This window comes from Sphaerisporangium sp. NPDC051017, from assembly GCF_040683095.1.
Taxonomy (GTDB): Bacteria; Actinomycetota; Actinomycetes; order Streptosporangiales; family Streptosporangiaceae; genus Sphaerisporangium.
In genome coordinates, this window is sequence record NZ_JBFBCI010000035.1 from 65,209 (window position 1) to 91,018 (window position 25,810).

Genomic DNA, 25,810 nt, shown 5'->3' on the forward strand with positions numbered 1-25,810 from the left:
TCCCCCCGAGAGCGCGGATCGGGGTGGGTTCCGGGGTCAGCGGCGGGTGGGGCGCCGGGGGACCAGGGTGAGCAGGGTGGCCTCCGGAGGGCAGGAGAAGCGGGCGGGGGCGAAGGGCGAGGTGCCGAGGCCGGCGGAGACGTGGAGCCACGCGGACTCGTGCCGGTGCAAACCCTTCACGCGGGCGCGGTCGATGCCGCAGTTGGTCACCAGAGCCCCGTAGAAGGGGATGCAGAGCTGGCCGCCGTGGGTGTGCCCGGCGAGCAGGAGCTGGTAGCCGTCGGCGGCGAAACGCGACATGTTGCTCGGCTCGGGGGAGTGCATGACGCCCAGGCGAAGATCGGAGTCGGCGGGGGCCGGGCCGGCGATCTCGTCGTAGCGGTCGCGGTTGATGTGCGAGTCGTGGATGCCGCCCACGAAGACGTCGAGGTCGCCCGCCTTGACCCGGGCGGTGGTGTTGTTCATGTCCAGCCAGCCCGCGGCCGTCATGGCGGCGCCCAGCTCCGTCCACGGCAGGTCGGGGATGTGGCGGCGCTTGTCGCTCTTGGACGAGCGCCACAGGTAGCGGGCGGGGTTCTTGAGGCGGGGCGAGTACAGGTCGTTGGACCCGTAGACGAACAGGCCCGGGCGGGACAGGAGCGGCTCGACCGCGCGCATGTAGGCGGGGATCGCGTCGGGGTGGGCGAGGGTGTCGCCGGTGTTCACCACGAGGTCGGGTTCGAGCGCGTCCAGGGAGCGGACCCAGTTGATCAGGCGGGTGCGCCCCGGGGTGAGATGCAGATCGGAGATCTGCAGGACGCGGACCGGCCGCTGCCCCGGCTCCAGCACCGGTACGTCGAAGCGGCGCAGCCGGAACCAGTTGCGCTCGATGATCGACGCGTAGCCGAGCCCGGCGGCGCCGAGACCGAGCAGGGACAGGGGTATCGCGGCAGCTTTCCTCACCCCTTCATCATGCCCGAGGGGACGTCTCGTCGCCTCCCGCCCCCGAAGCGAAGGCCCAGCAGGAGCTCCGGCTTCCCCCGCCGGGCATACGTCCGCGCGTGGACCTCCCGGCGGACTACGGCGACCGCTCGGCCGTGGACGAGCGGACCCTCACCACCGTCTTCGGCACCCCGATGCGCCGCAGGCGCGGGACCTCGGGGACATGGCGGCGTGGTGCGGGGAAATGCGGGCGAGAGTGCCGCGTGGACACGGCAAGATGGTGACCATGAGTGCTTTGAAGGACAAGCTGAAGGCCGACCTCACGACGTCGATGAAGGCGCGGGACGAGGTGCGGACGCGGACGCTGCGCATGGCCCTGGCGGCCGTCAGCACCGAGGAGGTCGCCGGCGCGGAGGCGCGCGAGCTCTCGGACGACGAGGTCGTCAAGGTGCTGACCAAGGAGGCCAAGAAGCGGCGCGAGGCGTCCGAGGCCTTCGCCGGCGCGGGCCGCGATGAGCAGGCCCAGGCGGAGCGGGACGAGCACGCCGTCCTGGAGGGGTACCTGCCCGCGCAGCTCAGTGACGAGGAGCTCGACCGGCTCGTCCAGGAGGCCATCGCCGAGAGCGGCGCCGAGGGGCCGAAGGCGATGGGCCAGGTGATGAAGGTGCTCAACCCCAAGGTCGCCGGACGGGCCGAGGGCGGCAGGGTCGCCCAGGCCGTGCGCGCCCGCCTCGCGGGCTGAGATCGAACGGGCTGAGGCCGAACGGGTCGAGGCCGAACGGGTCGAGGCCGAGGTGAGTACGGACTGAGAGCCGCGCTGAGGCCGACGTGAGGGCCGTCCGCTTCCTGGGGCGGCCTCATGGGAGCGGACGGCCCTCGCTTCCCCGGGGCAATGGCCGACCGCGGAGAGAGATCGTCCACTGACGACCGCGCGGCCGCCGTCCGGAGAGCGGCGGCCGCGGGCGGCTCAGATCCTGGTGGTCGGGCGGTTCAGTTCCTGGTGGTCGGGGCGATGACGGCCGGCACCGGGAACACGCCGGTGGCGCCGCCGTCCTGGGGGCCGCCGTTGGGCCGGCCGTTGCCGTTGCCGTTGCCATTGCCGTCCGGCACCCGGAACGGGTCGCCGTTGTTGCCGCCGTCGCGGATCGGGTCCTTCTTCTGCGGCTTGGGCGCGCAGGCTCCGCTGCACCCGCCGAACTGGCTCATGTCCGGCGGTGTGAAGGACGTCGCTTCGATGTCCTTGAGGGCGTTGATGAACGTGTCCTTCCAGATGCGCCCGGAGATCGTCGCACCGAAGACCTCGCCGTAGAAATGGCCGCCGATGCGGATGTTGCGCAGCGGGTGGGTGTACGAGCCGCGGGGGTCGCCGAGGCTGACGGCGCCGGCGAGGTCCGGGGTGTATCCGGCGAACCAGGCGGTCATGGAGCCGTCCGTCGTTCCGGTCTTGCCCGCCGCGTCCCGGCCGATGCCGCCGACGCCGCTCATCGTGCCCTTGGTGAACACCCCGGACAGGATGCCGCTGACGGCGTCCGCGACCTTCTCGTCGAGTGTCTGCTTGCAGGTCGGCTTGAACGGGGTCGTCTTGCCGTAGCGGTCGCTGATCGAGGTGATCGCCATCGGCTTGCAGTAGTTGCCCCGGGAGGCGAACGTGGCGTACGCGGCGGCCACCGTCACCGGGTCCATCTCGTTCACGCCGAGGGTGAAGGTCTCGACCTCGCGCAGCTTGCCGCCGTCGGCGCGCTTGATGCCGAGGTCCTTGGCGGTCCTGACGACGTCGCACAGGCCGACCTTCTGCTCCAGACTGAGGAAGAAGGTGTTGACCGAGCCCCAGGTGCCGGTCTGCAGGGTCTTGAACCCGCCGCCGCCCTCGGAGGAGTTGTGCGCGACGTGGCTGGGGTCGCCGACGTTCTCGCCCTTGCAGTTCTTGAAGTCGCTGTAGCCGCTCGCCTGGAAGCTGCTGCCGGAGTTGATGCCGTCCTCGTAGTGCATCCCCTCCTTCAGCGCCGTGGCCAGCGTGAACGCCTTGAACGTCGACCCGGCCTGGAAGCCGGAGCCGCCGCCGTGCGCGACGTCGGCCACCAGGTTGTAGTTGGACTCGTTCTTCTTCTTGCTGGTGCCGAACTCGCGGCTCGCGGCCATGGCCTTGATGGCGCCGGTGCCGGGCTCGATGAGCGCCTCGGCGGCGACCGGCTTGTCGGAGGCGTTGACGAACTTCTTGATCGCCTTGTCCGCGGCCTTCTGCATCTTGGTGTCGAGCGTGGTCTTGATGACCAGGCCGCCGCGGTTGAGGAACTCCCTGCGCGCCTTCTCGGTCTTGCCGAACTGGCGGTCGTTGAGGATCTCGTGCTGGACGTACAGGCAGAAGTACGGGTAGTTGCTCTGCTCGCAGCCGCCGGGGATCGCGACGTCCTTGTAGGTGAACTTCTTGGCCTTGGCCTCGGCGGCCTGCTCCTTGGTGATCTTCCCGAGCTCGGCCATGCGGTCCAGCACGACGTTGCGCCGGGAGAGCAGGGCGGCGCGGTGCTGCCTGCCGAGGTTGGGGTCGGTCGCGTTGGGGTTCTGGACGGCGCCGGCGAGCGTGGCCGCCTCTTCGAGGTTCAGCTCGGCGGCGGGCTTGTCGAAGAACCGCTTGGACGCCGCCTGGATGCCGTACGAGCTGGCGCCGAAGTAGGCGATGTTGAGGTAGCGCTCGAGGATCTGGTCCTTGGTGTACTTCTCCTCGACGGCCATCGCGTACCGCAGCTCGTTGAGCTTGCGGGAGACGGTGGGGGCGATGGCGGCCGCCTTCTCCTCGTCCGTCTCGGCCTTGTTGAAGATCACCTGCTTGACGTACTGCTGGGTGATGGACGAACCGCCCTGCGCCACGCCGCCGGATTTGAAGTTCGTCATCAGGGCGCGCGCGGAGCCTTCGAGGTCGAGCGCGCCGTGCTCGTAGAAGCGATAGTCCTCGATGGAGATGATCGCGGTGCGCATGATCGGCGCCACCTTGTCCAGGGGCACCGATTCGCGGTTCTGATAGTAGAACTGCGCGATCAGTTTGCCCTTGGAGTCGCGGATCTCCGTCTTCTCGGGAAGCGGAGGCTCTTTGAGATCTTCGGGCTTGAGGTTGAGCGCGTCAGTCGTGCCCTTCACCCCCATGCCCGCGCCGCCCACGGCGGGCAGTGCGATGGCGGCGGCCAGCACCCCCGCGGCCACGGCGGCTCCGATGAGCCGCAGCAGGTTGACGAACACCGACCCCTGGGCTTTGCCTCTCGCTTGCACGAGTCCAAGGGTATGCCGAAGTACTGACTCAATAGGTACCCAAAGTCCATTTCGCATTGACTCGCGCACTACCCGCGGAGGGGATGACTAGTCATTCTCGGCCACATGGCCTGACATGACCATGTGGGAAATTGACCCGCCCGGGGTCTGTCGGTCCGAACGTCTGGTTGCGTACGTTCTCCTCTGCGGCAACTGAATAAGGAGGCTCGACGCCCGCGCCCGTCGGCCGCCAAGTGACGACTGACCACCTATAGGGGAGTGGGGTCGAAATGTGGATCACGGATTGGACCTCCCGTGCCGCCTGTCGAGGTGCGGATCCTGACGCGTTGTTCGTGCAGGGTGCCGCGCAGAACAGGGCGAAGCTCATCTGCCGAGGATGCCCGGTCCGTACGGAGTGCCTCGCGGACGCGCTGGACAACCGGATCGAGTTCGGTGTCTGGGGCGGAATGACCGAGCGAGAGCGCCGCGCGCTGCTCAGGCGGCGACCGGAAGTCACCTCCTGGCGCGACCTTCTCGAGGTCGCCAAGGAGGAGTACGAGCGATCCAACGAGCTGATCGCCGGCTGAGTTCAGGAGCGCCCGGCACCGTCGCCCAGCGCTCCACGACATGACGGAGGGGCCGATCGCCGGCCCCTCGATGGCGTCACCGGGTCCGAGTCCCTTCACCGACTTCCGGCCCGACGACCACGCGGTCGTCGAGGCCGTCCGGGGTTCCTGTGCTCAGGAGGACAGCAGTTCGCCGATCTCCCGCAGACCGGCGAGATCGTGGACGTCCTCCGGCATCGCGGGTACCTCGGAGATCGGCACGGTGGGGTGGGCCGATGTGAAGTGTTCTCGTTCCCGGTGTTCGCGCGCCGCGAGCTGCATCCGACCGGCGTGCAGCCGCAGCACGGCGGCGGTCAGCTCGTGTTCGCCACGCGCTTCGAGATCTTCGGCGGCGGCCGCACTGCGCGCGGCCGAGAGGGCCGGCGCCGGAGACCGATGCACGCGATTGATCACCAGGCCCGCCAGTGGCATGCGCTCGTCGGCGAGCCGTTCCACGAAGTACGACGCTTCGCGCATCGCGTCCCGTTCCGGGGCGGCGACGACCACGAACGCCGTGCCGGGCGCCTGCAGCAGCTGGTACGTCTGCTCGGCGCGTTGCCGGAAACCGCCGAACACGGCGTCCAGCCCGGCGACGAACGTCTGGATGTCCTTGAGGAACTGGGCGCCGAGGATCTTCGTCAGCACCCCCGCCACCAGGCCGAATCCCGCGTTGAGCAGCTTGAACGCGCTGCGCCCTCCGGCCTTGGCCGGGGCCATCAGGATGCGGATCAGCCGCCCGTCCAGGAACCGGCCGAGCCGTTCCGGGGCGTCCAGGAAGTCCAGCGCCGACCGCGACGGCGGCGTGTCGACGATGATCAGTTCCCATTCGTCCGAGCGGCGGAGCTGGCCGAGCTTCTCCATGGCCATGTACTCCTGCGTCCCGGTGAAGCTGGACGACAGCGACTGGTAGAACGGGTTCGTCAGGATCTGCCGGGCGCGCTCCGGGTCGGCGTGCGCCTCGATGATCTCGTCGAACGTCCGCTTCATGTCGAGCATCATCGCGTGCAGCTCGCCCGGCCCTTTGACGCCGGCGACCAGGCGCGGGGTGTTGTCCAGCTCGGTCAGCCCCATGGACTGCGCGAGACGGCGGGCCGGGTCGACGGTGAGCACGACGACGCGGCGTCCCCGTTCGGCCGCCCGCAGCCCGAGCGCGGCGGCCGTGGTGGTCTTCCCCACGCCGCCCGAGCCGCAGCACACCACGATGCGGGTGCCGGGGTCGTCGAGGATGGCGTCCATGTCGAGCACGGGCGACACCCGGCGGCCGATGTCCCTGGCGGCGGAATGAGCGGGCGCGGTCGAGGTCATGTCAGGGACGTCCTCCGGTGGGGGCTGTGCTGATCACACGACGGGCACGGCCGCCGGGCGGCCGGACGCGGGGGCGCCGGGGTCCTCAGAGGCGGCCGGGTGGCCGGGCCGCTCACGCCGCCCCCTGCGCGCGGATGGCCTGGGCCAGCTCGTGGAGGCCGGCCGGGTCGGAGCCGTCGGCCAGCAGCGGCAGCTCGTAGCGCGGGACCTTGGCCTTGGCGAGCGACCGCCGCTCGCGCCGCTCCAGCGAGGTGCGCCGGGCGTGCTCGCGGATCTCGGCGGCGAGGGACTCGGCGATCGCCGACGCGTCCGCGGCGCCGTCGGCGAGGCCGGCGGCCTTGAGCCCGAGCGCGAGCTCCCCGGGGTCGAAGGCGTTCTTCATGGCGGCGTCGAGCGCCGTCTTGGGCAGCAGCTCGGGCCGCACCATGTTGATGAAGACGCCGCCGACCGGCAGGTTGGCGGCGCGCAGGCTCTCGATGCCGTCCAGCGTCTCCTGGACGGGCATCTCCTCCAGGAGCGTGACGAAGTGGACGGCGGTCTCCGGCGAGGCCACGACACCCCGTACCAGGTCGGCGTGGTTCTTGACCGGGCCGATGCGGGCCAGCCCGGCGACCTCCGAGGTCACGTTGAGGAACCGGGTGATCCTGCCCGTGGGCGGCGCGTCCATGACGACCGCGTCGTACACCCGCTTGCCGGTCTTGTCGCGACGACGTACGGCTTCGCTGGTCTTGCCGGTGACGAGAACGTCGCGCAGGCCGGGGGCGATGGTGGTCGCGAAGTCGATCAGGCCGATCTTGTTGAGCGCCTTGCCCGCGCGGCGCATGCCGTAGAACATCTCGACGTATTCGAGCATCGCCTCTTCGGGGTCGATCACGAGCGCGTAGACATCCCCGCCGCCGGGCGCCACGGCGATCTTGCGCTCCTCGTACGGAAGGGGGGCGGTGTCGAAGACCTGGGCGATGCCCTGCCGGCCCTCGACCTCGACGAGCAGCACCTTACGGCCGCCTGCGGCCAGGGCGAGGGCGAGGGCGGCGGCCACCGTGGTCTTGCCGGTGCCGCCCTTGCCGGTCACGACGTGAAGCCGTACGCCGTCCCAGTCGATGTCGCGAGCACTCACCTTCCGAAGGCTACCCAACGGTCACTTGGCGATTCGCCCTTCCCCGCCTCATGGACACCCGTTCGATGCCTTCCGCAGGCCGGAAACGCCGACGCGGGTGGGCTCCGGCCGGAGCATTGATCGTCCGCAGAACGTCACGCGAAGCGCGGCGCCGAGACGCAGGTGGCGGCTGGGACGGATGGGCCCGCCACCCCGCCCCGCCAGGTCCGTCTACAGTGCCACCATGAAGCGTTTCGAATACGCCACGGTCCCTCTGCTGACCCATGCCACCAAGCAGATCCTCGACAACTGGGGACAGGACGGCTGGGAGCTCGTCACCGTCATTCCCGGCCCGAACCCCGAGCAGCTCGTCGCCTACATGAAGCGGGAGAAGCAGTGAGCACGCCCGAGGAGCGGCTCGCCGAGCTCGGCCTGACGCTGCCGCAGGTCGTCCCGCCGCTGGCCGCGTACGTGCCCGTCGTGCGCACCGGGAACCACGTGTACACCTCCGGCCAGCTCCCCATGGTCGACGGCAAGCTCGGCGTCACCGGCAAGGTGGGCGCCGAGGTCGACCCCGAGGTGGCCAAGGAGCAGGCCCGCATCTGCGCGCTGAACGCCCTGGCGGCGGTCGCGTCGGTGGCCGGCGGCCTGTCGAACATCGTGCGTGTGGTCAAGGTGGTCGGGTTCGTGGCGAGCGCGCCTGATTTCACCGGCCAGCCGGGCGTCATCAACGGTGCCAGCGAGCTGCTCGGTGAGGTGCTGGGGGAGGCGGGGCGCCACGCGCGCAGCGCCGTCGGTGTCGCCGTCCTGCCGCTGGACGCCCCCGTCGAGGTGGAGCTCATCGCCGAGGTCGGATGATCCGTGTCACCATGGTCCGGTCGAGCTCCGGCCGGCCGGATCACGTGGAGGTGGCATGGAAGGCGTCCCGATGACCAGAGAGACGGGCCTTCGCGCGCGGGCGGTCCTGGCCGGCGAGATCAGCCCCGCGCCGGTCCGGGACGCCGCGACCGTCGTGCTCCTGCGACCCGCGCGCGCCGGCGTCGAGGTCTACATGCTCAGGCGCGCGACGAGCATGGACTTCGCCGCCGGCGCGTACGTCTTCCCGGGCGGCTCGGTCGACCCGCGCGACGCCGACCAGAGCGTTGCCTGGGCGGGCCCGGCCCCCGAGACCTGGGGCCGCGTGTTCGGGGCGGACGCCGCCACCGCGCGCGGCCTGGTCTGCGCGGCCGTGCGCGAGACGTTCGAGGAGTCCGGGGTGCTGCTCGCCGGGCCGAGCCCGGATACCGTCGTCGCCGACACCACCGGGGACGACTGGGAGGCCGACCGCGAGGCCCTGATCGAGCGGCGGCTGTCGCTGGCCGAGTTCCTGAACAAGCGCGGTCTGGTGCTCCGGGCCGACCTGCTCCGCCCATGGGCGCACTGGATCACGCCGGACGTCGAGCACAAGCGGTTCGACACGCGGTTCTTCGTGGCCGCCATGCCGCCCGGCCAGCGCACGCGCGACGTGGGCGGCGAGGCCGACGAGGTGGCATGGCTGAGCCCCGATGGGGCGCTGCGCCAGGCGCGGGACGGGGAGATCCGGCTCTTGCTCCCGACGGTCCGCACACTCACCGAGCTTTCGGTGTTCGCGGATGTTCCGTCCGTCCTCGCCTGCGACCGCGAGATCGTCACCATCCAGCCCCGCGCCGCCGAAGTGGAGGGCGAGATGTGGCTGGTCATGCCCGACGGTCATGATGGGGTGTCATGAGCGGTCTGCGAATCCCCCTCGACGGCCCGGACGGCTCCGGTACCACGCGTGCGACCAACCTGCTCGCGCCCAACGCCTCGCCGATGACGCTGGACGGCACGAACACCTGGGTGATCGGCGAGCCGGACGCGCCGACCGTCCTGGTCGTGGACCCGGGCCCCGACGACGAAGGGCACCTTCGCCGCGTGGCCGACCACCTGGACGGCCGTCGCGTCGAGGCGATCCTGCTCAGCCACGGGCATTCCGACCACAGCGGCGGGGCCAAGCGGTTCGCCGAGATGGCGGGCGCGCCGGTGCGGGCGCTCGACCCCGCGCACGTGCTCGGCGACGAGGGGCTGGGGGACGGCGACGTGGTGTCCGGCGGCGGCGTGGAGCTGCGGGTCGTCGGCACGCCGGGCCACTCGTTCGACTCGCTGTGCTTCTATCTGCCGGGCGACGAGGCGATGCTGACCGGGGACACGATCCTCGGCCGGGGCACGACGGTGATCGCCCCCGATGGCGACCTGGCCGACTACCTGCGCAGCCTGGACCGCCTGCGGGCCGGCGCCGAGATCATGTCCGCCAAGGTCCTGCTGCCGGGGCACGGCCCGGTGCTGCCCGAGCCGATCGCGGCGCTGGACTCCTACATCGCGCACCGGCGCGGCCGTCTGGAGCAGATCAGACGGGCACGGCGGGAGGGCGCGCGGACGCCGGCCGAGATCGTCGACATCGTCTACGCCGACCTGGAGGACGGGCTGCGTCCGGCGGCCGAGATGTCGGTGCGCGCGCAGATCGCGTACCTCGACGGGCTGTAGCCCGCGAACGGCCGCCGCTAGCGGGAGCGGGCGTAGAGGCGGTCGGCGTCCATGATGACCACCGCCTTGGCCTCGATGCGCAGCCAGCCGCGCTGGGCGAAGTCGGCGAGTGCCTTGTTCACGGTCTCGCGCGAGGCGCCGACGTACTGCGCCAGTTCCTCCTGGGTGAGGTCGTGATGGACCCGCAGCCCCTCTTCGGTGCGCTGGCCGAAGCGCTCGGCCAGGTCGAGCAGCGCCTTGCCCACACGGCCGGGCACGTCGGTGAACACCAGGTCGGCCATGACGTCGTTGGTGCGCCGCAGCCGCTGGGCGAGGGCCCGCAGCAGGTGCAGGGCGACCTCGGGGCGTCCGGTGAGCCAGGGGCGCAGGTCGTCGTGTCCTAATCCGGCCAGCCGGACGTCCGTCAGGGCGATGGCGCTGGCCGTGCGGGGACGGGGATCGAACAGCGACAACTCGCCGAACATCTCGCCTGGCCCGAGCACGCTCAGCAGGTTCTCGCGCCCGTCAGGGGCGGTGCGGATGAGCTTGATCTTGCCGTCCAGGACCACGTACAGCCTGTCGCCGGTCTCCCCCTCGCTGAACAGCGTCTGGCCCTTGTGGAGCTCTACCTCCGAGATGCCCGTACGCAGCGCGGCCGCCCCCTCGCGGTCGAGCGCGGAGAACAAAGGGGCCTTATGCAGCACGTCGTCGGTATTCACGGTGCCCTCCTCGTTCCGGTGTCGCGCCCACACGACTGCGCGCCACGCTTGGGGATCGCAGCGCTGCTAGACATTGTGACGTACCGCATCAGGGAACTCTCAGGGAGCCCATCCGCGTAGGCTGTCGGGGTGCCACGCAAAGTGACCTCCGCTGGGGAGTCCCGGCTCGCCCTGGTGCGCCGAGCTCGGCGAATGCTCCGAATCCTGGCGGAAACGTACCCAGACGCGCACTGTGAGCTCGACTTCGGCAACCCGCTAGAGCTGCTGGTCGCGACGATCCTCTCCGCGCAGTGTACGGACAAAAGGGTCAATCTGGTTACTCCCATACTTTTTGCCAAATATCGGACAGTAGTTGACTATGCCGGCGCCGACCGCGCGGAGCTGGAAGAGATCATCCGCTCCACCGGCTTCTTCCGGGCCAAGGCCAACAGCATCATCGGCATGGCGCAGGCCATCTGCGAGCGCCACGGCGGCGAGGTGCCCGGCAAGCTCAAGGACCTGGTCACGCTGCCCGGCGTCGGCAGGAAGACCGCCAACGTCGTCCTCGGCAACGCCTTCGACGTGCCCGGCATCACCGTGGACACCCACTTCCAGCGGCTCACCCGCCGCTTCGGCTGGACGACCGAGACCGACCCCGTCAAGATCGAGCACGCTGTGGGGGAGCTGATCCCCAAGAGCCAGTGGACCATGATGTCCCACTACCTGATCTGGCACGGCCGCCGCGTCTGCCACGCCCGCCGGCCCGCCTGCGGGGCGTGCCCCCTCGCGAACCTCTGCCCGTCGTACGGCGAAGGCCCCACGGACGCGGCGCAGGCCGCCAAGCTCGTCCGGCCCGGGCCGTTCTCCTAGATCTTCGGAAACCGGCCTATTCCGGCCTATTCCGGACACCGGGCGACCCTCGGGGAAGCAGCCGAATGGCGCCGATGTTGCTCCCCGCAGGAGGTAAGGCATGAGTTCTCCCGTCCCTGGCTGGTTGACCGACCTCGCGGTGACCGCCGTCGACCGCCCCGTCCCCGCCCCCTTACGTCCCCCCGCCGACGGCGGGCGCGCCGCGGCCGTCCTGCTGCTGTTCGGCGAGTCGGCCGACGGGCCCGACGTCCTGTTGATCCAGCGCAGCGCCCGGGGCCGTAACCACGCCGGGCAGCCCGCCTTCCCCGGCGGCGGCGTGGACCCCGGCGACGGCGGGCCGGTGGGGGCGGCGCTGCGCGAGGCCGCCGAGGAGACCGGCCTCGACCCGAGCGGCGTCCACGTCGTCGGCGTGCTGCCCGAGCTGTACGTCCTGCGCAGCGACAACAGGGTGACGCCCGTGCTGGGCTGGTGGCACACGCCCTGCGCCGTGCACGCGGCCTCGCCCGACGAGGTCGACGCCGTGGCCCGTGTGCCGATCTCCGAGCTGGCCGACCCCGAGAACCGGCTGCGCCTGCGCCTTCCCGGCGGCTGGGCCGGCCCGGCGTTCCGGGTGCGCGGCATGCTCGTCTGGGGCTTCACCGCCGGCATCCTGGACGACATGCTGGCCCTCACCGGCTTCGAGCGGCCCTGGGACGCGCGCAGGGTGGAGGAACTCCCGCCGGAGGTGCTCCGGCTGGCCGGCCGCTAGAGCCGGCCGGGCCCTACGGGATGACCGCCCGCTAGAGCCGGCCCGGCGGGGACGGTCGGCCCGCCCTACGGGAGGATCAGGCCGAGCGCCGCCCAGTCGGCGACGTCGTCGTCCGGATCTCTGGCCAGGCGCCGCAGCGCCGCCAGCCCCGCCGGGTCCGGCGGGCGCCCGAGGACGTGCGACAGCGCGTACGCCGCGCCGTACCGCACGGTCGGATCCGGGTGCGTCGCCAGGTCGATCACCGACGGCAGCGCCCGCTGGTCGCGCAGGTGGCCGAACGCGATCAGGACCGCGTGCAGCACCCGCACATCGTCCTCGCAGGCCGCGAGATAGCGCAGCACGGACAGGGTCTTGTCGATGAACGGCCGCTGCGGCGCGCCCAGCTCGCCCAGGATGTCCACCCCGAGCACCCTCTCGGCGCGGGAGTCGCTCGCGCAGAGCCGCCTGGCCTCGGTGAAGGTCTCCAGGTCGCCCCGGGTGTGCAGGACGGCCACGGCCTTCCAGCGGACCGGGCCGTCCGGGTCCTCGTCGGCGAGCGCGATGGCGATCAGCTCGGCGACGGTGCGCGAGGTCAGCGTGTGGAGGGTGTCGGCGTTCACGACCGGGCGGTGCGCGCCGGCGCCCCCGTGGGACGGGGAGGCGCGGGTGCCCGTGCCGGGGTGTTCGTCCGTGCGGCCCTCGCTCGATCCCCCGATCGATACCATGCCGCCAACGATATCGAGCCAAGGCGTGCACGGCGTGTGGCCGCGCTGGATACCGTTGAAGCGTGAGCGGCGATCTCCTCGACTTCATCCTGATTGTTCTCGTGATTGCCTTTGCCGTGTCCGGCTACCGGCAGGGGTTCATCATCGGGGCATTCAGCTTCATGGGCTTCGTCGGGGGCGGCTTCCTCGGGGTGCTCATCGCGCCGCCGATCGCTCACGCGGTGGTCGGCGCCCCCACCGACCAGGCGCTGCTCGCGATCGTCATCGTGTTCCTCGCCGCCGTCATCGGTCAGTTCGCCTTCTCGACCATCGGCGCCGTCGTCCGCAGCCACGTCACCTGGGAGCCAGCGCGGACGGTGGACGCGCTCGGCGGCACGTTCACCAGCGCGCTGTCGGTCCTGGTGATCGCCTGGCTGATCGGCTCCCTGCTCTCGGTGGCCCCCTTTCCATGGCTGCGCCAGCAGACCAATGGCTCGCTGCTGCTGCAGACCGTCGACTCGGCCATGCCCCAGACGGCCAAGGACTGGCGGCTCTCGTTCAAGAAGTTCGTCGACACCTCGGAGTTCCCGCAGGTGTTCAACGCCATCGGCAACGGCGGCATCATCGACGTCCCGCCGCCCGACGCCAGCGTGGTCAAGGGGGCCGGGCTGCAGCGCGCCCGGCGGGGCATCGTCAAGGTCCAGGGCACCGCGCCCGCCTGCCGCAAGCGCATCGAGGGCACCGGCTTCGTCTACGCGCCGCACCACATCATGACGAACGCCCACGTCGTGGCCGGGGTCACCCAGGACCTTCGGGTCACCGACTACAACCGCGCCGGGCACGACGCCCAGGTCGTGCTGTACAACCCCGACCGGGACATCGCCGTGCTGTACGTCCCCGACCTGGACGTGGCCCCGCTGAAGTTCGACTACACGCCCGAGGACCAGGGCAGCGCGATCATCGCAGGGTTCCCCAAGGGCAAGGGCTTCACCACCGAGCCGGCCCGGCTGCGCGGCACGCAGAACGCCACGGCCGCGGACATCTACTCGCGCAAGACCGTCACCCGCCAGGTCTACGCCATCCGGGGGCTGGTGCAGCAGGGCAACTCCGGCGGGCCGCTGCTCACGCCCACCGGCCAGGTGTACGGCGTGATCTTCGCGGCGGCCACCGACCAGCCCGACACCGGGTACGCGCTCACGGCCAACGAGGTGCGCTCCGACGCCGACCAGGGCAGCGACGCCGTCGCCCGGGTCGACACCCAGGACTGCGACTAGCCCGCTCGCGTCACCCCTGAGCAGGACCGCGACCAGCCCGCCCGTGTCCAGGACCGCGAACCGGCTCGCTCGTGTCCGGGGCCGCGAACCGGCTCGCTCGTGTCCGGGGCCGCGGACTAGCTCGCGCCCGCCCTGAGCAGGTCCGCGACCCGCGCGATGGCGGTGGCGGGGTCGGCCGGCGGGTGCGCGGCCAGGTCCCCGGCCACGTGGATCACCTCGGGGAGGTTCACGGGCGGCCGTCCGGCGACGTACTCGGCGGTCCTGGCCGCTCCCCGGGCGAGCAGCGTGGACGCTCCCCGGGCGTTGCCCCGCTGCAGATGCGTCAGGCCCACGCAGATCTGGGCAAGCCCCTGCCAAAGCGGACGTTCAGCCGCCGGGCCGGTCTTCCACCGCGCCTCCAGCACCTCGTGCGCGTGGAACGGGCGCCCCTGGTCGAGGTAACCGGCGGCGTCGGCCAGAGCCTGGCCCGCGCTCGGCGCGTAGTCGTCCGGCACGCGCTCGACGCCGGGCGCCCCCCTGGGCAGAGGACGGCCCAGCGCGTCCCTGGGCCGGGCGCTGCGGGGCCGCCCGAGGGGATCCCTGTCCCGTCCCTGTCGCCCGTCCACGGCCCCTCCCAGGTCGTTCTGCGGCCTGCTCACCGGTCCGGCTCCGGGTCGCGGAGCCAGTTCAGGAGCTCCTCGTCGAACTGCTCGGGCCGCTCCTCGTGCGGGAAGTGCCCGGCCCCCTCGATCAGCCGCCAGCGGTACGGCGCGGCGACGTACCTGCTGGACCCCTGCGCCGTCCGGGGCAGCGTGCACGTGTCGAGCGCGCCGTGCACCTGCAACGTCGGCATCTCCAGCTCGGCGCGCATGAGCCTGCGGTAGCGCCTGCCGTCCGGGCGGATCTGCGAGCGCATGAACCAGCGGTGGTACTCAAGGGCGCAGTGGGCCACGGTCGGGATGCGGAAGACGTCCTGGTATGTGCGTGAGACGTCCTCCTGCGGCCACTCCGGGCCCGACCACGCCTCCAGCATCCGTCCCACGCGGGCGGCGCCGTTCTTGGTCAGCCGCCGCTCGGGAAGCAGGGGAAGTTGGAACCCCAACAGGTGGCCGCTCGCCTTGAGCTGCCCGAACGGCTCGGTGAGCATGGCCTGCCGCAGCCGCAGCGGGTGCGGGGCCGACACCGTGACCAGGCGGCGCACGACCTTCGGGTCCATCGCCGCCATCGTCCAGGCCACCAGCCCGCCCCAGTCGTGTCCGATCACGATCGCGCACGTCTCGCCCAGCGCGCGGACGAGGCCCGCGATGTTGCCCGCGATCGTCGGGAGGTCGTACCCGCGAGGCGGCTTGTCGCTGGCGCCGTACCCGCGCAGGTCCACCGCGACCGCGCGGTACCCCGCCTCGGGGAGCGACACGAGCTGGCGCCGCCAGGTCCACCAGAACTGGGGGAAACCGTGCAGCAGCAGCACCAGCGGGCCCTCGCCCGCCTCGGCGATGTGGAACATGCCGTTGCCCGCGTGCACGGAACGGTGCGTCCAGGGCCCGGGGATGCGGGCCAGCGACTCGTCGGGACGGGTGACCATGGGAGTCACACCCGCGGGCTCGGGTGCCCGGGGTCGTTCCCGCCGGCCACGGGCAGGTGGTGGTCGCCGGTGGACGGCCGCGGCGCGCGCCCGTTGACGGCGGCGGCCTCGCCGCCCTCCAGGTCGACGACGTCCTTCAGGTTCTTCAGGCTGCGCGTCGTGCGCTTCATGCCAGTGAGACCCTTCAGACGGCGGTATCCGACATATCCCAGTAGGAGCGCCACGATCAGGTAGAAGGCCGTCACGATCGTGAACGCCAGCCACTGCATCATGCCGAGCTGCACCAGCCCGTAGGCGATCGCGAAGGACGCGAGGATCAGGCACAGGTGCAGCATGAACGCCGCCACGCCGAAGAGCCCCGCGGCCGTGCCGACGCGCTTCGCGTCGAACTTGAGCTCCGACTTCGCCAGCTCGATCTCGGCGCGGACCAGCGTGGATATGTGGTTGCTCGCCTGGGCGACGAGGGCGCCGAGAGATTCCTCCTCGGGCGGTGCGGCCATGTTCGCTCTCCTATCGGATCTTCGGACACATCCATCCTGCGTGATGTCGCCTATCGTCGCGCTTCCCGGCCCGGCGGACGACTATCACGCGAGGCGCCACGTGCGTCCCGTGCGAAAAGCGTAGGGCGCGGACCCGCAGCCGGATCCGCGCCCTGCCTATGGCCGCGCCTCCGGCACGGCGGGTTCGAGGCGCACTTCAGGCGGCGTTCTTCCGTCGTCACTCGGAAGGGGCTCGTTCCTCACCCCTTCCTCCCTCCTCCTCCAGAACACCGCCGCGCCTCGAACAGGGTCAGTCCTCGCCGGCCGCCGAGGGGAGCTTGGCCGAGATCAGGTTCATCACCGAGCTGTCCGCGAGGGTGGTGACGTCACCGATGCTGCGGTTCTCGGCCACGTCGCGGAGCAGGCGCCGCATGATCTTGCCCGAGCGGGTCTTCGGCAGCTCGGGGACGACCAGGATCTGCCGCGGCTTGGCGATCGGGCCGAGCGCCTTGGCCACGTGGTCGCGCAGCTCCTTGGCGATGTCCGCGCTCTCCTCCGCGCTGCCGCGCAGGATCACGAACGCCACGATGGCCTGGCCGGTGATCGGGTCCGTCGCGCCCACGACGGCCGCCTCGGCGACCTTCGGGTGCGACACCAGCGCCGACTCCACCTCGGTGGTCGAGATGTTGTGGCCGGACACGAGCATGACGTCGTCCACGCGGCCGAGCAGCCACAGGTCGCCGTCCTCGTCCCGCTTCGCCCCGTCGCCGGGGAAGTACATGCCGTCGAAGCGCGACCAGTAGGTGTCGACGTACCGCTTCTCGTCGCCCCAGATGCCGCGCAGCATCGACGGCCACGGCTCGCGGACGACGAGGAAGCCGCCGCCGCCGTCCGGGACGGACGTGCCCTGGTCGTCCACGACGTCCGCGACGATGCCCGGCAGTGGGCGCATCGCGGCGCCGGGCTTGGCGGAGGTGACGCCCGGCAGCGGGCTGATCATGATCGCGCCGGTCTCGGTCTGCCACCAGGTGTCCACGACCGGGCAGCGGTCGCCGCCGATGTGCTCGCGGTACCAGACGTACGCCTCGGGGTTGATCGGCTCGCCCACCGAGCCGAGGACGCGCAGCGACGACATGTCGAACTTCGCGGGGATGTCGTCGCCCCACTTCATGAACGTCCGGATCGCCGTCGGCGCGGTGTAGAGGATGGTCACGCCGTACTTCTGCACGACCTCCCAGAAGCGCCCCTTGTGCGGCGTGTCGGGCGTTCCCTCGTAGATCACGCTGGTCGCGCCGTTGGCGAGCGGGCCGTACACGATGTACGAGTGGCCGGTCACCCAGCCGATGTCGGCGGTGCACCAGTAGACGTCGGACTCCGGCTTGAGGTCGAACACCGCGTGGTGCGTCCACGCCGTCTGGGTGAGGTAGCCGCCGGTGGTGTGGAGGATGCCCTTCGGCTTACCGGTCGTGCCGCTGGTGTAGAGGATGTACAGCGGGTCCTCGGCGTCGTGCTGCGGGGCCTCGTGGGTGTCGCTCTGCCGGTCCACCAGGTCGTGCCACCAGATGTCCTTGTCCGTGACCTGCACGTCCTGGCCGGTGCGGCGCACGACGAGCACGTGCTCGATGCCCGGGCACTCGGCGACGGCCTCGTCCACGGTCGGCTTGAGCGCGTTCGGCGCGCCCCGGCGGTAGCCGCCGTCGGCGGTGATGACGAGCTTGGCGTCCGCGTCCTGGATGCGGCCGCTGAGCGCGCTCGCGGAGAACCCGCCGAAGACCACCGAGTGGATCGCGCCGATGCGCGCGCAGGCCAGCATGGCGATCGGCAGCTCGGGGATCATGGGCATGTAGATCGCCACGCGGTCGCCCTTGCCCACCCCGAGTTCGGTGAGGGCGTTGGCGGCCCTGCTCACCTCGCGCAGCAGGTCCGAGTACGTCAGGGTGCGGGTGTCGCCGTCCGGCTCGCCCTCCCAGTGGTAGGCGACCTTGTCGCCGCGGCCCGCCTCCACGTGGCGGTCGACGCAGTTGTAGGCCACGTTCAGCGTGCCGCCCAGGAACCACTTGGCGAACGGTGGGTTCCATTCCACGGTGGTGTCCCAGCGGCGCCCCCACGTCAGGCGCTCGGCCGCGCGCTCCCAGAACCCGAGACGATCTCCCGCCGCCTCTTCGTAGGCGTCTGCTGAGACGTTCGCTGATGCCGCGAGGTCGGCCGGTGGCGCGAAGCGCCGGGTCTCGTGCAGCAGGTTCGACAGTGTCTCCTGGGTCTGGCGACCAGGGGTTTCCGGGGCCACTACGTACTCCTTCAGATGGCCTGGCTCGATAGGGCTGGATCCAACTTCACCAGTCTGCGGGCTGTGCGGACAAGGGGGACGGGCGGGCGACGCCGGGACGTCTACCTCCCCGCTGCAGTTCACAAACGACTTAACCCGGAGTCACAAAAGCAGCGGATTCGTTGCGGGAATGATATCGAAGGATAAATGCGGCAGTAGCAAGAGGGTTTCTCTCATCCCCTCGATGAACGGTACGAACCGCGCGCCGAACGGTCTTGCCCATTCGCGGATCGTGTGTACGCTGGGCGACTCTTGACCACTCCCTGGACATGTCCTGAACCGTCCGGTGGTTCCGGGGCGTGACGCCGGAGCGTACTTGACCTCCTGTTGACCTGCGCCGAAATCTACTCACCGGTATCGCGCGGCCCCCGCATGGTCGCCGCCTGGCCGGTGCGTGGCGGACGTCACACTATGCGCTGGTACGCGGCGTACTGCCCGGAGTGGCCGGTGTCGGGGCTTTGCATAGGTCCCGAGCGGTTTGTTGTCCATGAGACCAGCGTGGCGCTCATCGTGCCACGAGGTGCGGTGATGTGCGGTGATGTGCGTTCACCGGTGGGAACGGCGCGCTCGGCGGGGACATTGGGCCGAGCAGCCGCTTTTGGGTCCCCGTCCGACCCGGAAAAGGGGCATTTCGGGCCTGGCTGGACCGGCGTGGCGTGACCTCGGCCCGGCCACGCTGATCGTCGGAGGTCTGCCCTCATCGATGCCGGTTCTACCCGCAGGTAAGGTCGGGTGACGTGAGCGACCCATTGGCTGTCATCGCCGAGCTGCCCGGCGTCCCCGAGGCCGTGCGGGAGGCGCGCACGGCGGTCGACCGGCTGTACGGCCACCGCGTCCTGCGCCGCCGCCGTCCCGAGGTGACCGCGGAGTCGGTGCTGCGCGGCGCCCGCGCATCGGCCGCCCTGGAAGGGGCCGACATTCCGCTGGACGTGCTGCGGTCCGGGCAGGCGGAATCGGCCGCCGTCCAGGGGGCGCTGCGCGTGTCGTCCGAAGTGGGGCGTCTCGGTGACGTCTGGCGCACGGCGCCGCGGCAGGTGCTCGCGCGGCTGCACGTCCTGGCCGCCGCCGGCCTGGTGACGGACGAGAACCTTCTCGGGCGGCCGCGCACGGACCCCGTTCCCCCCTCGCCGGCGTCCTCGGGTCCGTCCGGTTTTTCCTCCGACCTTCTCGATCCGGACGTGGATCTCGGCCTCGGCCCAGCCCCCGGCGCGGAGGCCACGGCCGCGCGTATCGCCTCGCTGGCGGACCTGATCACCACACCGTCCGAGGCCCCCGCGCTGGTGGTCGCCGCCATCGTCCACGCCGAGATCGTCGTGCTCAGGCCCTTCGGGACGGCCGACGGCCTGGTGGCCAGGGCCGCCGAGCGGCTCACCCTCGTCGAGTTCGGCCTGGACCCGAAGTCCCTCGTGACGGTCGAAGCGGGCCACCTCGACCTGCGCGAGGCGTACGGCGAGAGCCTCCGGGGCTACCTGAAGGGGACCGCCGAGGGCGTGGGGGGCTGGGTGCGGCACTGCGCGGAAGCCGTCCGGCTGGGGGCGCGCGAGACCACCGCCGTCTGCGAGGCGCTCGAACGCGGCTGACCCGCCGGCGTCGCCCGTTGGTGACGGCGGAACCCGCCCGTCTGAGCGCTCTCGATGGAACGATCTTTCCAGGGGTGTCGCGCCGTCCGCGCGCCTCACATGGCCCTGTGCGGGCCGGTTCGGGGCGACGGTCGAGGGCCGGTGTCCTGATCGGCCCGGAAACGGGGTTTTCGGTTCCGCGCGAAGCCGTGGTGGCGGGGTGGCGCGTGCCGTGCGCCGCGATGCAACAACATCGGAACGGGCTGCCGTTGACGAGAAAATCTACGTCGCCAGACCGGCGATGGAGAAAAAGTTCAGGATCTTCGGCGCCTGGCGCGTCCGCCTTCGACACAAGCGAACGGCGCCCCGACTCGGGGACGCCGTCGCCAGTACGCCACACCGGGTTACCAAGCGTGCACCTCTAATCGTCGGAGCGGGTCAAGCCCGTCTCGACACGCCTCCCGCGGCTGGTCGCGCGTGGGTGCCCGGTGGCCGTACTCGGACACTGGGTCCGTGTCACCTTTCTACGTCGGATTCGACCTGATGGGAACCCCCAGTGACAAGACCTTTACTGACTCGTGGAAGGCCCGGAGCCTCTGCGGCACGGGCCCGCAGGTGGCCGCCCGTCCCGGTGTGCGCGGGTTCGCGGAGGTTCCTGACAGTCAGCTGTGAAACATCTACTGATCACCGACGGTGATGGGTGTGGAGGGGCCGATTTTCGCGTACTTCCAGTAGCCGCTCCGCTACGGCGGAAAAAAACTAGTGGAAATTAGAGATTGCTCCTCGACGGAACTCAAGTTCATCGGGCACCATACGTTGGTGTCCGCATGACCGTGGCGAAGGCGCTTGGGTAAGTTTTGGCACCCGCCTGCCGCGTCGCGGGCGCAGACGAAAGCTTTCTTCGAAAACGGGACCGGCTCTACCCCCCCGGAGCCGGACCGGTTGGCGACCCCCGCTCTCCCCCCCCGGCGGGGGTCGCCCTAATTTCCCCCCAAAGTCGCCCCTGGGCCCCCATCGCGGCGGCCCCCGCCTCCGGGCGCGATGGCTCCGGCGAAGGAGATCGCTCCGGGTGGGGGGCGGGCGGCGTCGCTGTGTACGGAGACGGGTTGGTCTTCGCCGGGGACTTCGCTGTGGTGGTGACCCGGTGCGTGTCCGGGGGTGGACAAGTTATCCACAGAACCTCGTTCGGGACATCGGGGCCGTGCGGATTTCCGCACAGTGGGGCTCCCAGCGAACGAGGGAGACGCCCCATGCACCGCCCTTTGGTGATCACGGAAGACCAGGAACTGCTCGACGATCTTCTGCGTGTGGCGGCGGCCGCAGGCGTCGAGATCGACGTCGCGCACGCGGCTCCTCACGCACGTCCGTACTGGAGGCGCGCCCCGCTGGTCGTCGTGGGGGCGGACGCCGCCGACGCCCTGGCCGCCACAGGCCCTCCGCCGCGAACCGGCGTCCTCCTCGTGACGCGCGCCCCGGAAGACCCGGAGGTCTGGCGCCGATGCGTCGCCGTCGGAGCCCAGGCCGTGCTCGAACTGCCGTCCGCGGAACGGCGGCTGGTCGACGAGTTCGCCGAAGCATCCGAGCCTCTGGTCAGAGCCGGGCAGACCATCTGTGTCGTCGGAGGCAGAGGCGGCGCCGGTGCGAGCGTCCTCGCCGCGTCCCTGGCCCTCTGGGGCTCCCGGCGCGGCCTGCGCAGCCTGTTGGTGGACGCGGACCCCCTCGGCGGCGGCATCGACGTCGTCCTCGGCCAGGAACAGGCCACCGGAGCCCGCTGGCCGGACATCGTCGAACGCGAGGGCCGGGTGAGCTTCGCCGCCCTCCAAGAGGCGTTGCCGACCTTCGGAGAGCTCACGGTGCTCTCCTGGGATCGCGGCGAGTCTCCGCCCATCCCACCCGAAGCGATGCGCGCCGTCCTCGGGGCGGCACACCGCGGCTGCGACCTGATCGTCGTCGACCTTCCCCGTCACATCGGCCCGGCGGCCGCCGAAGCCCTCTCACGCGCCGCGTCAACCCTCCTGCTCGTCCACGCCGACGTCAGAGGGGTCCTGGCGGCGTCCCAGGTGCTGATCGAGCTCCGCCGCCACACCTCGTCCCTGGCGGCGGTGGTCCGCGACGGGGCGCTGCGCGCCGAGGTCGTCTCCACGTCCCTCGGCGTCCCCTGCGCCGGCGTCCTCCCCGACCAGCGCGGCCTCGCCGAGTCCCTCAACCGGGGCGACGCCCCCTCGATCGGTCCCCGCACTCCTCTCGGCCGCTTCTGCGCCGGGTTTCTCGACGAACCGGAGCCCCGATGAGCCTCACATTCGCCGGTGCGCCGCCCTTGACGACCGCGCCGCCAGGGCTGGACGGCGTCGGCGCCGTGCACACGTGCGGCGAGTGCGCCGATGTCCTCCCCGGCCGGGGAGGACTGGCCGAGTTCCTCAATCGGGGGGACGGCTCTTCGCTCCCCACCGACGCCGACGCCCACGGGCGGCGAGTCTCCCGGCCTGCGCCCGCCGGCCCGCCGCTGGAACGGCCATGAGCCCATGAGCAGGGTGAGCGTGTCGCCGGACCTTGTCGAGGCCGTCCGGGTACGGCTGGCGAGGACGGCGACGGAGCCGTCCGCCGCGCAGGTGGCCGCCGCGCTGCGCGCCGAGCGCGCGGTTCTGGGCGACGCCGAGATCCTCGCGGTCGCGCGTGCCCTGCGGGCCGATCTGATCGGAGCCGGCCCGTTGGAGCCCCTGCTCGCCGAGCCCGACATCACCGACGTTCTGGTCAACGGCGCGCGCGAGGTATGGGTCGACGACGGTCAGGGGCTTCGCCGCACCTCGGTGGTGTTCTCCAGCGAGGCCGACGTCCGGCGCCTCGCCCAGAGGCTCGCCGCGGCGGCGGGCAGGCGCCTCGACGACGCGTGCCCGTACGTCGACGCCCGCCTCTCCGGCGGCGTACGGCTCCACGCGGTCCTCCCGCCTGTCGCGCCTGAGGGCACGTGCCTCTCCCTCCGGCTGCCGCCCCGCAGGTCGTTCACGCTGGAGGAACTCGTTCCCGGCCACGGAGCCGTGGCGCTCCGCGCGATCCTCGCCGCGCGGCTCGCCTTCCTCGTGACCGGAGGAACCGGAACGGGGAAGACCACCCTTCTGTCCGCTTTGCTGTCCCTGGCCGATCCCGGCGAGAGGTTGCTCCTGGTCGAGGACTCCTCCGAGTTGCGCCCGCTTCACCCGCACGTCGTCCGCCTGGAGACCAGGCCGTCCAACCTGGAGGGCGCCGGAGAGGTGAGCCTGCGTGACCTGGTGCGCCAGGCCCTCCGCATGAGGCCCGACCGACTGGTCGTCGGGGAGGTCCGAGGTTTCGAGGTAGTGGATCTCCTGGGTGCGTTGAACACCGGCCACGACGGCGGCTGCGGCACGTTGCACGCGAACAACCCCGCCGACGTCCCCGCGAGGCTGGAGGCGCTCGCCTGCGCCGCCGGGCTGACCCGCGAGGCCGTCCACAGCCAGATCGCGGCCGCGCTGGACGCGGTCATCCATGTGGTCCGCGACCCAGGCGGCGGGAAACGCAGGGTCGCCGAGATCTGCCTGGTCGAGCGTGCCCCATCCGGGCTTGTCCAGATGGTGCCCGCCCTGACCTTCCCCGCCCGCGGCGATCCCCTCCCGGGCCCGGCCCTGCCCTCACTACTCACCCGAGCCCCCGGCACGGTCGCCCCATGACCCGGCCGCCCGCCGTGCCGGCCTCCCCTCCACCCACTGCCGTCTGGTCGCTCCCGGAGCGGCCATGGCGCAGGGCCCTTCGCCCCCTCATGGTCCACAGCGACCATGGGCCGGACTTCCGAGTGAAGATGCGCGTGCCGGACTTCGGCAGGCGGGGGGTGAGGTTGAGCGCGGCAACGCGCCACACCGCGGCGCGGTCGCGGTGCTCGCCGACCCGCTCCAACAAGCCCAACGCCCAACAAGCCCAACAAAGACCATGAAGCCCACCATGACCAGGCAGGCCACTGGGGGAGTGTGAACATGTTGACGGTGGCGGTGCTCCTGGCCATGGGAGCGGTGCTGACGTGGATCGGCCCCTCTCGTGCGGACCTTCGGCTGCGCGCGCTGATGAGCTCACACGACGAGGTGGCGTGGTGGTCCGGCGTCCGCTTGGCGAAGTTCGTCCGGCGGACCGACCGTGCGCGGCGGGCCGCCGAGTGGCGCAGGGCATCGATCGAGCTGTGCCAGGGCATCGTGGCCGAGCTGTCGACCGGCCGCACTCCCGGAGAGGCTCTGGCGCGTGCCGCTTCGTGTCTGGATCCTCCGGATCCGGCCGTGCTCCGGCCGGTGGTCGCGATCGCCCGCGACGGCGGAGACGTGGCCACGGCTCTGGAACGCGCCGCCCCCGACCAAGGTGGCGAAGGCCTCGTCCGTCTCGCGGCCTGCTGGCGGGTCGGCCTCACCGTAGGCGGTGGATTGGCCGCGCTGATCGAACGCTTGGGAGGCTCCCTGCGGGAAGCGGAGGCACACCGCGCCGAGGTCTCGGCCCAACTGGCGGGGCCACGCTCCACGGCACGCCTGCTCGCGGGACTGCCCGCTCTCGGCCTGTTACTCGCGGCGGGCCTGGGGCTGCGCCCGCTCGAGTTCCTCTTCGGCAGCCCCGCCGGCTTCGCCTGTCTCGCCGTCGGCGTGCTACTGGACATCGCCGGCGTCTGGTGGACGAACCGGTTGGCGGCCCGCGCCCAACAGGCGGACTGACACCCGACTCACACTGGCCGAATCGCTGTGCCGTGCACAACGTGGACTGCCGGCACTTTGACGCGGGTCCGAGCTACCTGGGCTCTCCGAGCTGTGCCTGCTCAGCGTGGGGGTGCCTGCGGTCGCCAACGTCCGCGAGGCCGTCGGCGTGTCAGCCCGGCCTGCGAGATCGTCTACGTGGGCGGCGACCCGCTGGCGCTGGTCCACGCCGCCGACCCGTGGCCGCGCCTGCGGCCGGACTTGGCTTCGCCGAGCGCCGCATCGCGACCTGCCGTACGGCTGAGAGTCGGCACGGCAGTCCCGAGGACGGCCCTGACCAGCCAATTTTGCCGTCCACAACCCTTACTTGCGCTGCGGGTGGTCCCGCTCGGCGATTGGATGCCCGATGAACGTTCTCCTGGCCGCCGGGGTGATGGCGGTCGCGGTGTGGCTGTGGGTGACCCCCTGCGACCCGGCCGAACGGCTGGCCGTCCTGTGGGGCATCGACCTGAGGCACAAGAACGGCGGCCGAGAGCAGGAGACGAGGCGAAGGCAGGAGAACATACGGCAGGCGTCGACTCTGGCCGCGACGGCCTTCGGTGGCCTGCTCTTCGTCGGCGGATGGGCGGGGCTGGTGACCGGTGTCGCGGTCGGCGTCGTTGTAGTGGTCATCCGCCGTCGCCGCAGGCCGGGGGACGTCCGTCGGCGGCAGCAGCGCATCATCGCCGATCTTCCGTACGCCCTTGACCTCATGGTCGCCTGCCTGCGGGCGGGGCAGCCCGTCGGCGGCGCCGTGGAGGCCACGGCGCAGGCGATCGGGGGACCTCTCGGCGAGAGCCTCGCCTGGGTCAATGGCCAGCTACGGCTCGGTGCCAGGCCGGAATCCGCCTGGCAGGCCCTGGAATCCGACCGTCCGCTGGCCGCGCTGGCGCGGGGCATGACGCGGGCCGCGCTGAGCGGGGCGCCGGTCGCCGACGTGCTGGCGAGGCTCGCCGACGACGCGCGCCACGAGTCCCGAACGGCCTCCTCCGCCGCGGCCCGCCGCGTGGGCGTCCAGGTCGTCGCGCCTCTCGGCCTGTGTTTCCTGCCCGCCTTCGTCTTCCTGGGCATCATCCCGGTCGTCGCCGGCCTCGCCGCCCAGGTCTTCCACAGCTAATGGGAGCTACCGGGTCGGCTGATCGGGCAGACTCGGTGCCTGGTAGCCGCTGGTGAGCGAGCACTTCCTTCCGCTGGACCATCGTGAGTC

Annotated in this window: 25 protein-coding genes; 15 read left to right on the forward strand and 10 right to left on the reverse strand. The window is 71.2% G+C overall.

Translation table 11 applies throughout. From position 1 onward, the window contains the following. Positions 1 to 36 precede the first annotated feature (36 nt). Complete coding sequence (locus tag AB0M95_RS25385; protein ID WP_363769240.1) at positions 37 to 942, reverse strand: metallophosphoesterase; 906 nt, start codon at positions 940 to 942, stop codon at positions 37 to 39. A 265-nt stretch (positions 943 to 1,207) separates the two neighbouring features. Here AB0M95_RS25385 and AB0M95_RS25390 point away from each other — a divergent pair, with 265 nt between their 5' ends. Further along, positions 1,208 to 1,663, forward strand: a complete 456-nt coding sequence (locus AB0M95_RS25390) for a GatB/YqeY domain-containing protein (RefSeq protein WP_363769243.1) — start codon at positions 1,208 to 1,210, stop codon at positions 1,661 to 1,663. A 248-nt stretch (positions 1,664 to 1,911) separates the two neighbouring features. Here AB0M95_RS25390 and AB0M95_RS25395 read toward each other — a convergent pair whose 3' ends face one another. Continuing rightward, complete coding sequence (locus tag AB0M95_RS25395) at positions 1,912 to 4,182, reverse strand: transglycosylase domain-containing protein (protein ID WP_363769246.1); 2,271 nt, start codon at positions 4,180 to 4,182, stop codon at positions 1,912 to 1,914. Positions 4,183 to 4,451: 269 nt separating this feature from the next. Here AB0M95_RS25395 and AB0M95_RS25400 point away from each other — a divergent pair, with 269 nt between their 5' ends. Continuing rightward, positions 4,452 to 4,748 carry a WhiB family transcriptional regulator gene (locus tag AB0M95_RS25400; protein WP_358517286.1) on the forward strand — a complete coding sequence of 99 codons (297 nt, stop codon included), beginning with the start codon at positions 4,452 to 4,454 and terminating at the stop codon, positions 4,746 to 4,748. Between the two features lie 153 nt (positions 4,749 to 4,901). On the opposite strand, the gene AB0M95_RS25405 is transcribed toward AB0M95_RS25400, so the two are convergent. Together AB0M95_RS25405 and AB0M95_RS25410 are read right to left on the reverse strand one after the other, a co-directional pair. Then, a complete protein-coding gene (locus tag AB0M95_RS25405; protein WP_363769286.1) occupies positions 4,902 to 6,002 on the reverse strand; it encodes an ArsA family ATPase in 1,101 nt (366 codons plus the stop codon). 181 nt (positions 6,003 to 6,183) lie between these two features. Next, on the reverse strand, positions 6,184 to 7,188 hold the full coding sequence (locus tag AB0M95_RS25410) for an ArsA-related P-loop ATPase (protein WP_363769249.1): 1,005 nt from the start codon (positions 7,186 to 7,188) through the stop codon (positions 6,184 to 6,186). Between the two features lie 223 nt (positions 7,189 to 7,411). On the opposite strand from AB0M95_RS25410, the gene AB0M95_RS25415 reads away from it, so the two are divergent. The 4 genes from AB0M95_RS25415 (at position 7,412) to AB0M95_RS25430 (ending at position 9,708) form a co-directional block, all read left to right on the forward strand. Next, positions 7,412 to 7,567: a DUF4177 domain-containing protein gene (locus AB0M95_RS25415; RefSeq protein ID WP_358517282.1), complete on the forward strand. Its 156-nt coding sequence runs from the start codon at positions 7,412 to 7,414 to the stop codon at positions 7,565 to 7,567. Continuing rightward, positions 7,564 to 8,025, forward strand: coding sequence for a RidA family protein (locus tag AB0M95_RS25420; RefSeq protein WP_363769252.1), 462 nt, complete (start codon positions 7,564 to 7,566; stop codon positions 8,023 to 8,025). The genes AB0M95_RS25415 and AB0M95_RS25420 overlap by 4 nt, the downstream gene beginning before the upstream one ends. A gap of 70 nt (positions 8,026 to 8,095) precedes the next feature. Further along, a complete protein-coding gene (locus AB0M95_RS25425; RefSeq protein ID WP_363769255.1) occupies positions 8,096 to 8,914 on the forward strand; it encodes an NUDIX hydrolase in 819 nt (272 codons plus the stop codon). Continuing rightward, positions 8,911 to 9,708, forward strand: coding sequence for an MBL fold metallo-hydrolase (locus AB0M95_RS25430; protein WP_363769258.1), 798 nt, complete (start codon positions 8,911 to 8,913; stop codon positions 9,706 to 9,708). The genes AB0M95_RS25425 and AB0M95_RS25430 overlap by 4 nt, the downstream gene beginning before the upstream one ends. A 17-nt stretch (positions 9,709 to 9,725) precedes the next feature. Here the strand turns inward: AB0M95_RS25430 and AB0M95_RS25435 are convergent, their stop codons facing one another. After that, the gene (locus AB0M95_RS25435) at positions 9,726 to 10,373 is read right to left on the reverse strand and encodes a Crp/Fnr family transcriptional regulator (protein ID WP_342769410.1); all 648 of its coding nucleotides are present in this window, start codon (positions 10,371 to 10,373) and stop codon (positions 9,726 to 9,728) included. 225 nt (positions 10,374 to 10,598) lie between these two features. Here AB0M95_RS25435 and nth point away from each other — a divergent pair, with 225 nt between their 5' ends. Continuing rightward, positions 10,599 to 11,255, forward strand: coding sequence for an endonuclease III (gene nth / locus AB0M95_RS25440; protein ID WP_363769290.1), 657 nt, complete (start codon positions 10,599 to 10,601; stop codon positions 11,253 to 11,255). 100 nt (positions 11,256 to 11,355) lie between these two features. Further along, on the forward strand, positions 11,356 to 12,003 hold the full coding sequence (locus AB0M95_RS25445) for a CoA pyrophosphatase (protein ID WP_363769261.1): 648 nt from the start codon (positions 11,356 to 11,358) through the stop codon (positions 12,001 to 12,003). Positions 12,004 to 12,068: 65 nt separating this feature from the next. Here AB0M95_RS25445 and AB0M95_RS25450 read toward each other — a convergent pair whose 3' ends face one another. Beyond that, complete coding sequence (locus AB0M95_RS25450; RefSeq protein ID WP_358517273.1) at positions 12,069 to 12,707, reverse strand: HEAT repeat domain-containing protein; 639 nt, start codon at positions 12,705 to 12,707, stop codon at positions 12,069 to 12,071. Positions 12,708 to 12,769: 62 nt separating this feature from the next. On the opposite strand from AB0M95_RS25450, the gene AB0M95_RS25455 reads away from it, so the two are divergent. After that, complete coding sequence (locus AB0M95_RS25455; RefSeq protein WP_363769264.1) at positions 12,770 to 13,960, forward strand: MarP family serine protease; 1,191 nt, start codon at positions 12,770 to 12,772, stop codon at positions 13,958 to 13,960. 116 nt (positions 13,961 to 14,076) lie between these two features. Here the strand turns inward: AB0M95_RS25455 and AB0M95_RS25460 are convergent, their stop codons facing one another. From AB0M95_RS25460 to acs, 4 genes are all read right to left on the reverse strand, one after another. Further along, positions 14,077 to 14,598, reverse strand: coding sequence for a DUF309 domain-containing protein (locus AB0M95_RS25460; RefSeq protein WP_363769267.1), 522 nt, complete (start codon positions 14,596 to 14,598; stop codon positions 14,077 to 14,079). After that, on the reverse strand, positions 14,595 to 15,521 hold the full coding sequence (locus AB0M95_RS25465) for an alpha/beta hydrolase (protein WP_363769270.1): 927 nt from the start codon (positions 15,519 to 15,521) through the stop codon (positions 14,595 to 14,597). Before AB0M95_RS25465 ends, AB0M95_RS25460 begins: the two co-directional genes overlap by 4 nt. A 5-nt stretch (positions 15,522 to 15,526) precedes the next feature. Beyond that, positions 15,527 to 16,021, reverse strand: coding sequence for a phage holin family protein (locus AB0M95_RS25470; RefSeq protein WP_358517265.1), 495 nt, complete (start codon positions 16,019 to 16,021; stop codon positions 15,527 to 15,529). Between the two features lie 289 nt (positions 16,022 to 16,310). Beyond that, complete coding sequence (acs, locus tag AB0M95_RS25475) at positions 16,311 to 18,287, reverse strand: acetate--CoA ligase (protein WP_358517263.1); 1,977 nt, start codon at positions 18,285 to 18,287, stop codon at positions 16,311 to 16,313. A gap of 776 nt (positions 18,288 to 19,063) precedes the next feature. On the opposite strand from acs, the gene AB0M95_RS25480 reads away from it, so the two are divergent. From AB0M95_RS25480 to AB0M95_RS25505, 6 genes are all read left to right on the forward strand, one after another. Beyond that, positions 19,064 to 19,906 carry an oxidoreductase gene (locus tag AB0M95_RS25480; protein WP_358517262.1) on the forward strand — a complete coding sequence of 281 codons (843 nt, stop codon included), beginning with the start codon at positions 19,064 to 19,066 and terminating at the stop codon, positions 19,904 to 19,906. A gap of 1,229 nt (positions 19,907 to 21,135) precedes the next feature. Beyond that, positions 21,136 to 22,176, forward strand: coding sequence for a septum site-determining protein Ssd (gene ssd / locus AB0M95_RS25485; protein WP_358517260.1), 1,041 nt, complete (start codon positions 21,136 to 21,138; stop codon positions 22,174 to 22,176). Continuing rightward, on the forward strand, positions 22,173 to 22,403 hold the full coding sequence (locus tag AB0M95_RS25490; protein ID WP_363769275.1) for a hypothetical protein: 231 nt from the start codon (positions 22,173 to 22,175) through the stop codon (positions 22,401 to 22,403). Before ssd ends, AB0M95_RS25490 begins: the two co-directional genes overlap by 4 nt. Before the next feature lie 4 nt (positions 22,404 to 22,407). Next, positions 22,408 to 23,568, forward strand: coding sequence for a TadA family conjugal transfer-associated ATPase (locus AB0M95_RS25495; RefSeq protein ID WP_363769278.1), 1,161 nt, complete (start codon positions 22,408 to 22,410; stop codon positions 23,566 to 23,568). Positions 23,569 to 23,868: 300 nt separating this feature from the next. After that, a complete protein-coding gene (locus AB0M95_RS25500) occupies positions 23,869 to 24,585 on the forward strand; it encodes a type II secretion system F family protein (protein WP_363769280.1) in 717 nt (238 codons plus the stop codon). Between the two features lie 385 nt (positions 24,586 to 24,970). Then, a complete protein-coding gene (locus tag AB0M95_RS25505; protein WP_363769283.1) occupies positions 24,971 to 25,720 on the forward strand; it encodes a type II secretion system F family protein in 750 nt (249 codons plus the stop codon). The last annotated feature ends 90 nt before the right edge of the window (positions 25,721 to 25,810 follow it).

Coding starts and splice junctions, on each gene's coding strand:
- AB0M95_RS25390 (WP_363769243.1), top strand. CDS start 1,208: ATGAGTGCTTTGAAGGACAAGCTGAAGGCCGACCTCACGACGTCGATG.
- AB0M95_RS25400 (WP_358517286.1), top strand. CDS start 4,452: ATGTGGATCACGGATTGGACCTCCCGTGCCGCCTGTCGAGGTGCGGAT.
- AB0M95_RS25405 (WP_363769286.1), bottom strand. CDS start 6,002: ATGGACGCCATCCTCGACGACCCCGGCACCCGCATCGTGGTGTGCTGC.
- AB0M95_RS25415 (WP_358517282.1), top strand. CDS start 7,412: ATGAAGCGTTTCGAATACGCCACGGTCCCTCTGCTGACCCATGCCACC.
- AB0M95_RS25425 (WP_363769255.1), top strand. CDS start 8,096: ATGACCAGAGAGACGGGCCTTCGCGCGCGGGCGGTCCTGGCCGGCGAG.
- AB0M95_RS25430 (WP_363769258.1), top strand. CDS start 8,911: ATGAGCGGTCTGCGAATCCCCCTCGACGGCCCGGACGGCTCCGGTACC.
- nth (WP_363769290.1), top strand. CDS start 10,599: ATGCTCCGAATCCTGGCGGAAACGTACCCAGACGCGCACTGTGAGCTC.
- AB0M95_RS25445 (WP_363769261.1), top strand. CDS start 11,356: ATGAGTTCTCCCGTCCCTGGCTGGTTGACCGACCTCGCGGTGACCGCC.
- AB0M95_RS25450 (WP_358517273.1), bottom strand. CDS start 12,707: ATGGTATCGATCGGGGGATCGAGCGAGGGCCGCACGGACGAACACCCC.
- AB0M95_RS25465 (WP_363769270.1), bottom strand. CDS start 15,521: ATGGTCACCCGTCCCGACGAGTCGCTGGCCCGCATCCCCGGGCCCTGG.
- AB0M95_RS25470 (WP_358517265.1), bottom strand. CDS start 16,021: ATGGCCGCACCGCCCGAGGAGGAATCTCTCGGCGCCCTCGTCGCCCAG.
- ssd (WP_358517260.1), top strand. CDS start 21,136: ATGCACCGCCCTTTGGTGATCACGGAAGACCAGGAACTGCTCGACGAT.
- AB0M95_RS25490 (WP_363769275.1), top strand. CDS start 22,173: ATGAGCCTCACATTCGCCGGTGCGCCGCCCTTGACGACCGCGCCGCCA.
- AB0M95_RS25495 (WP_363769278.1), top strand. CDS start 22,408: ATGAGCAGGGTGAGCGTGTCGCCGGACCTTGTCGAGGCCGTCCGGGTA.
- AB0M95_RS25500 (WP_363769280.1), top strand. CDS start 23,869: ATGTTGACGGTGGCGGTGCTCCTGGCCATGGGAGCGGTGCTGACGTGG.
- AB0M95_RS25505 (WP_363769283.1), top strand. CDS start 24,971: ATGAACGTTCTCCTGGCCGCCGGGGTGATGGCGGTCGCGGTGTGGCTG.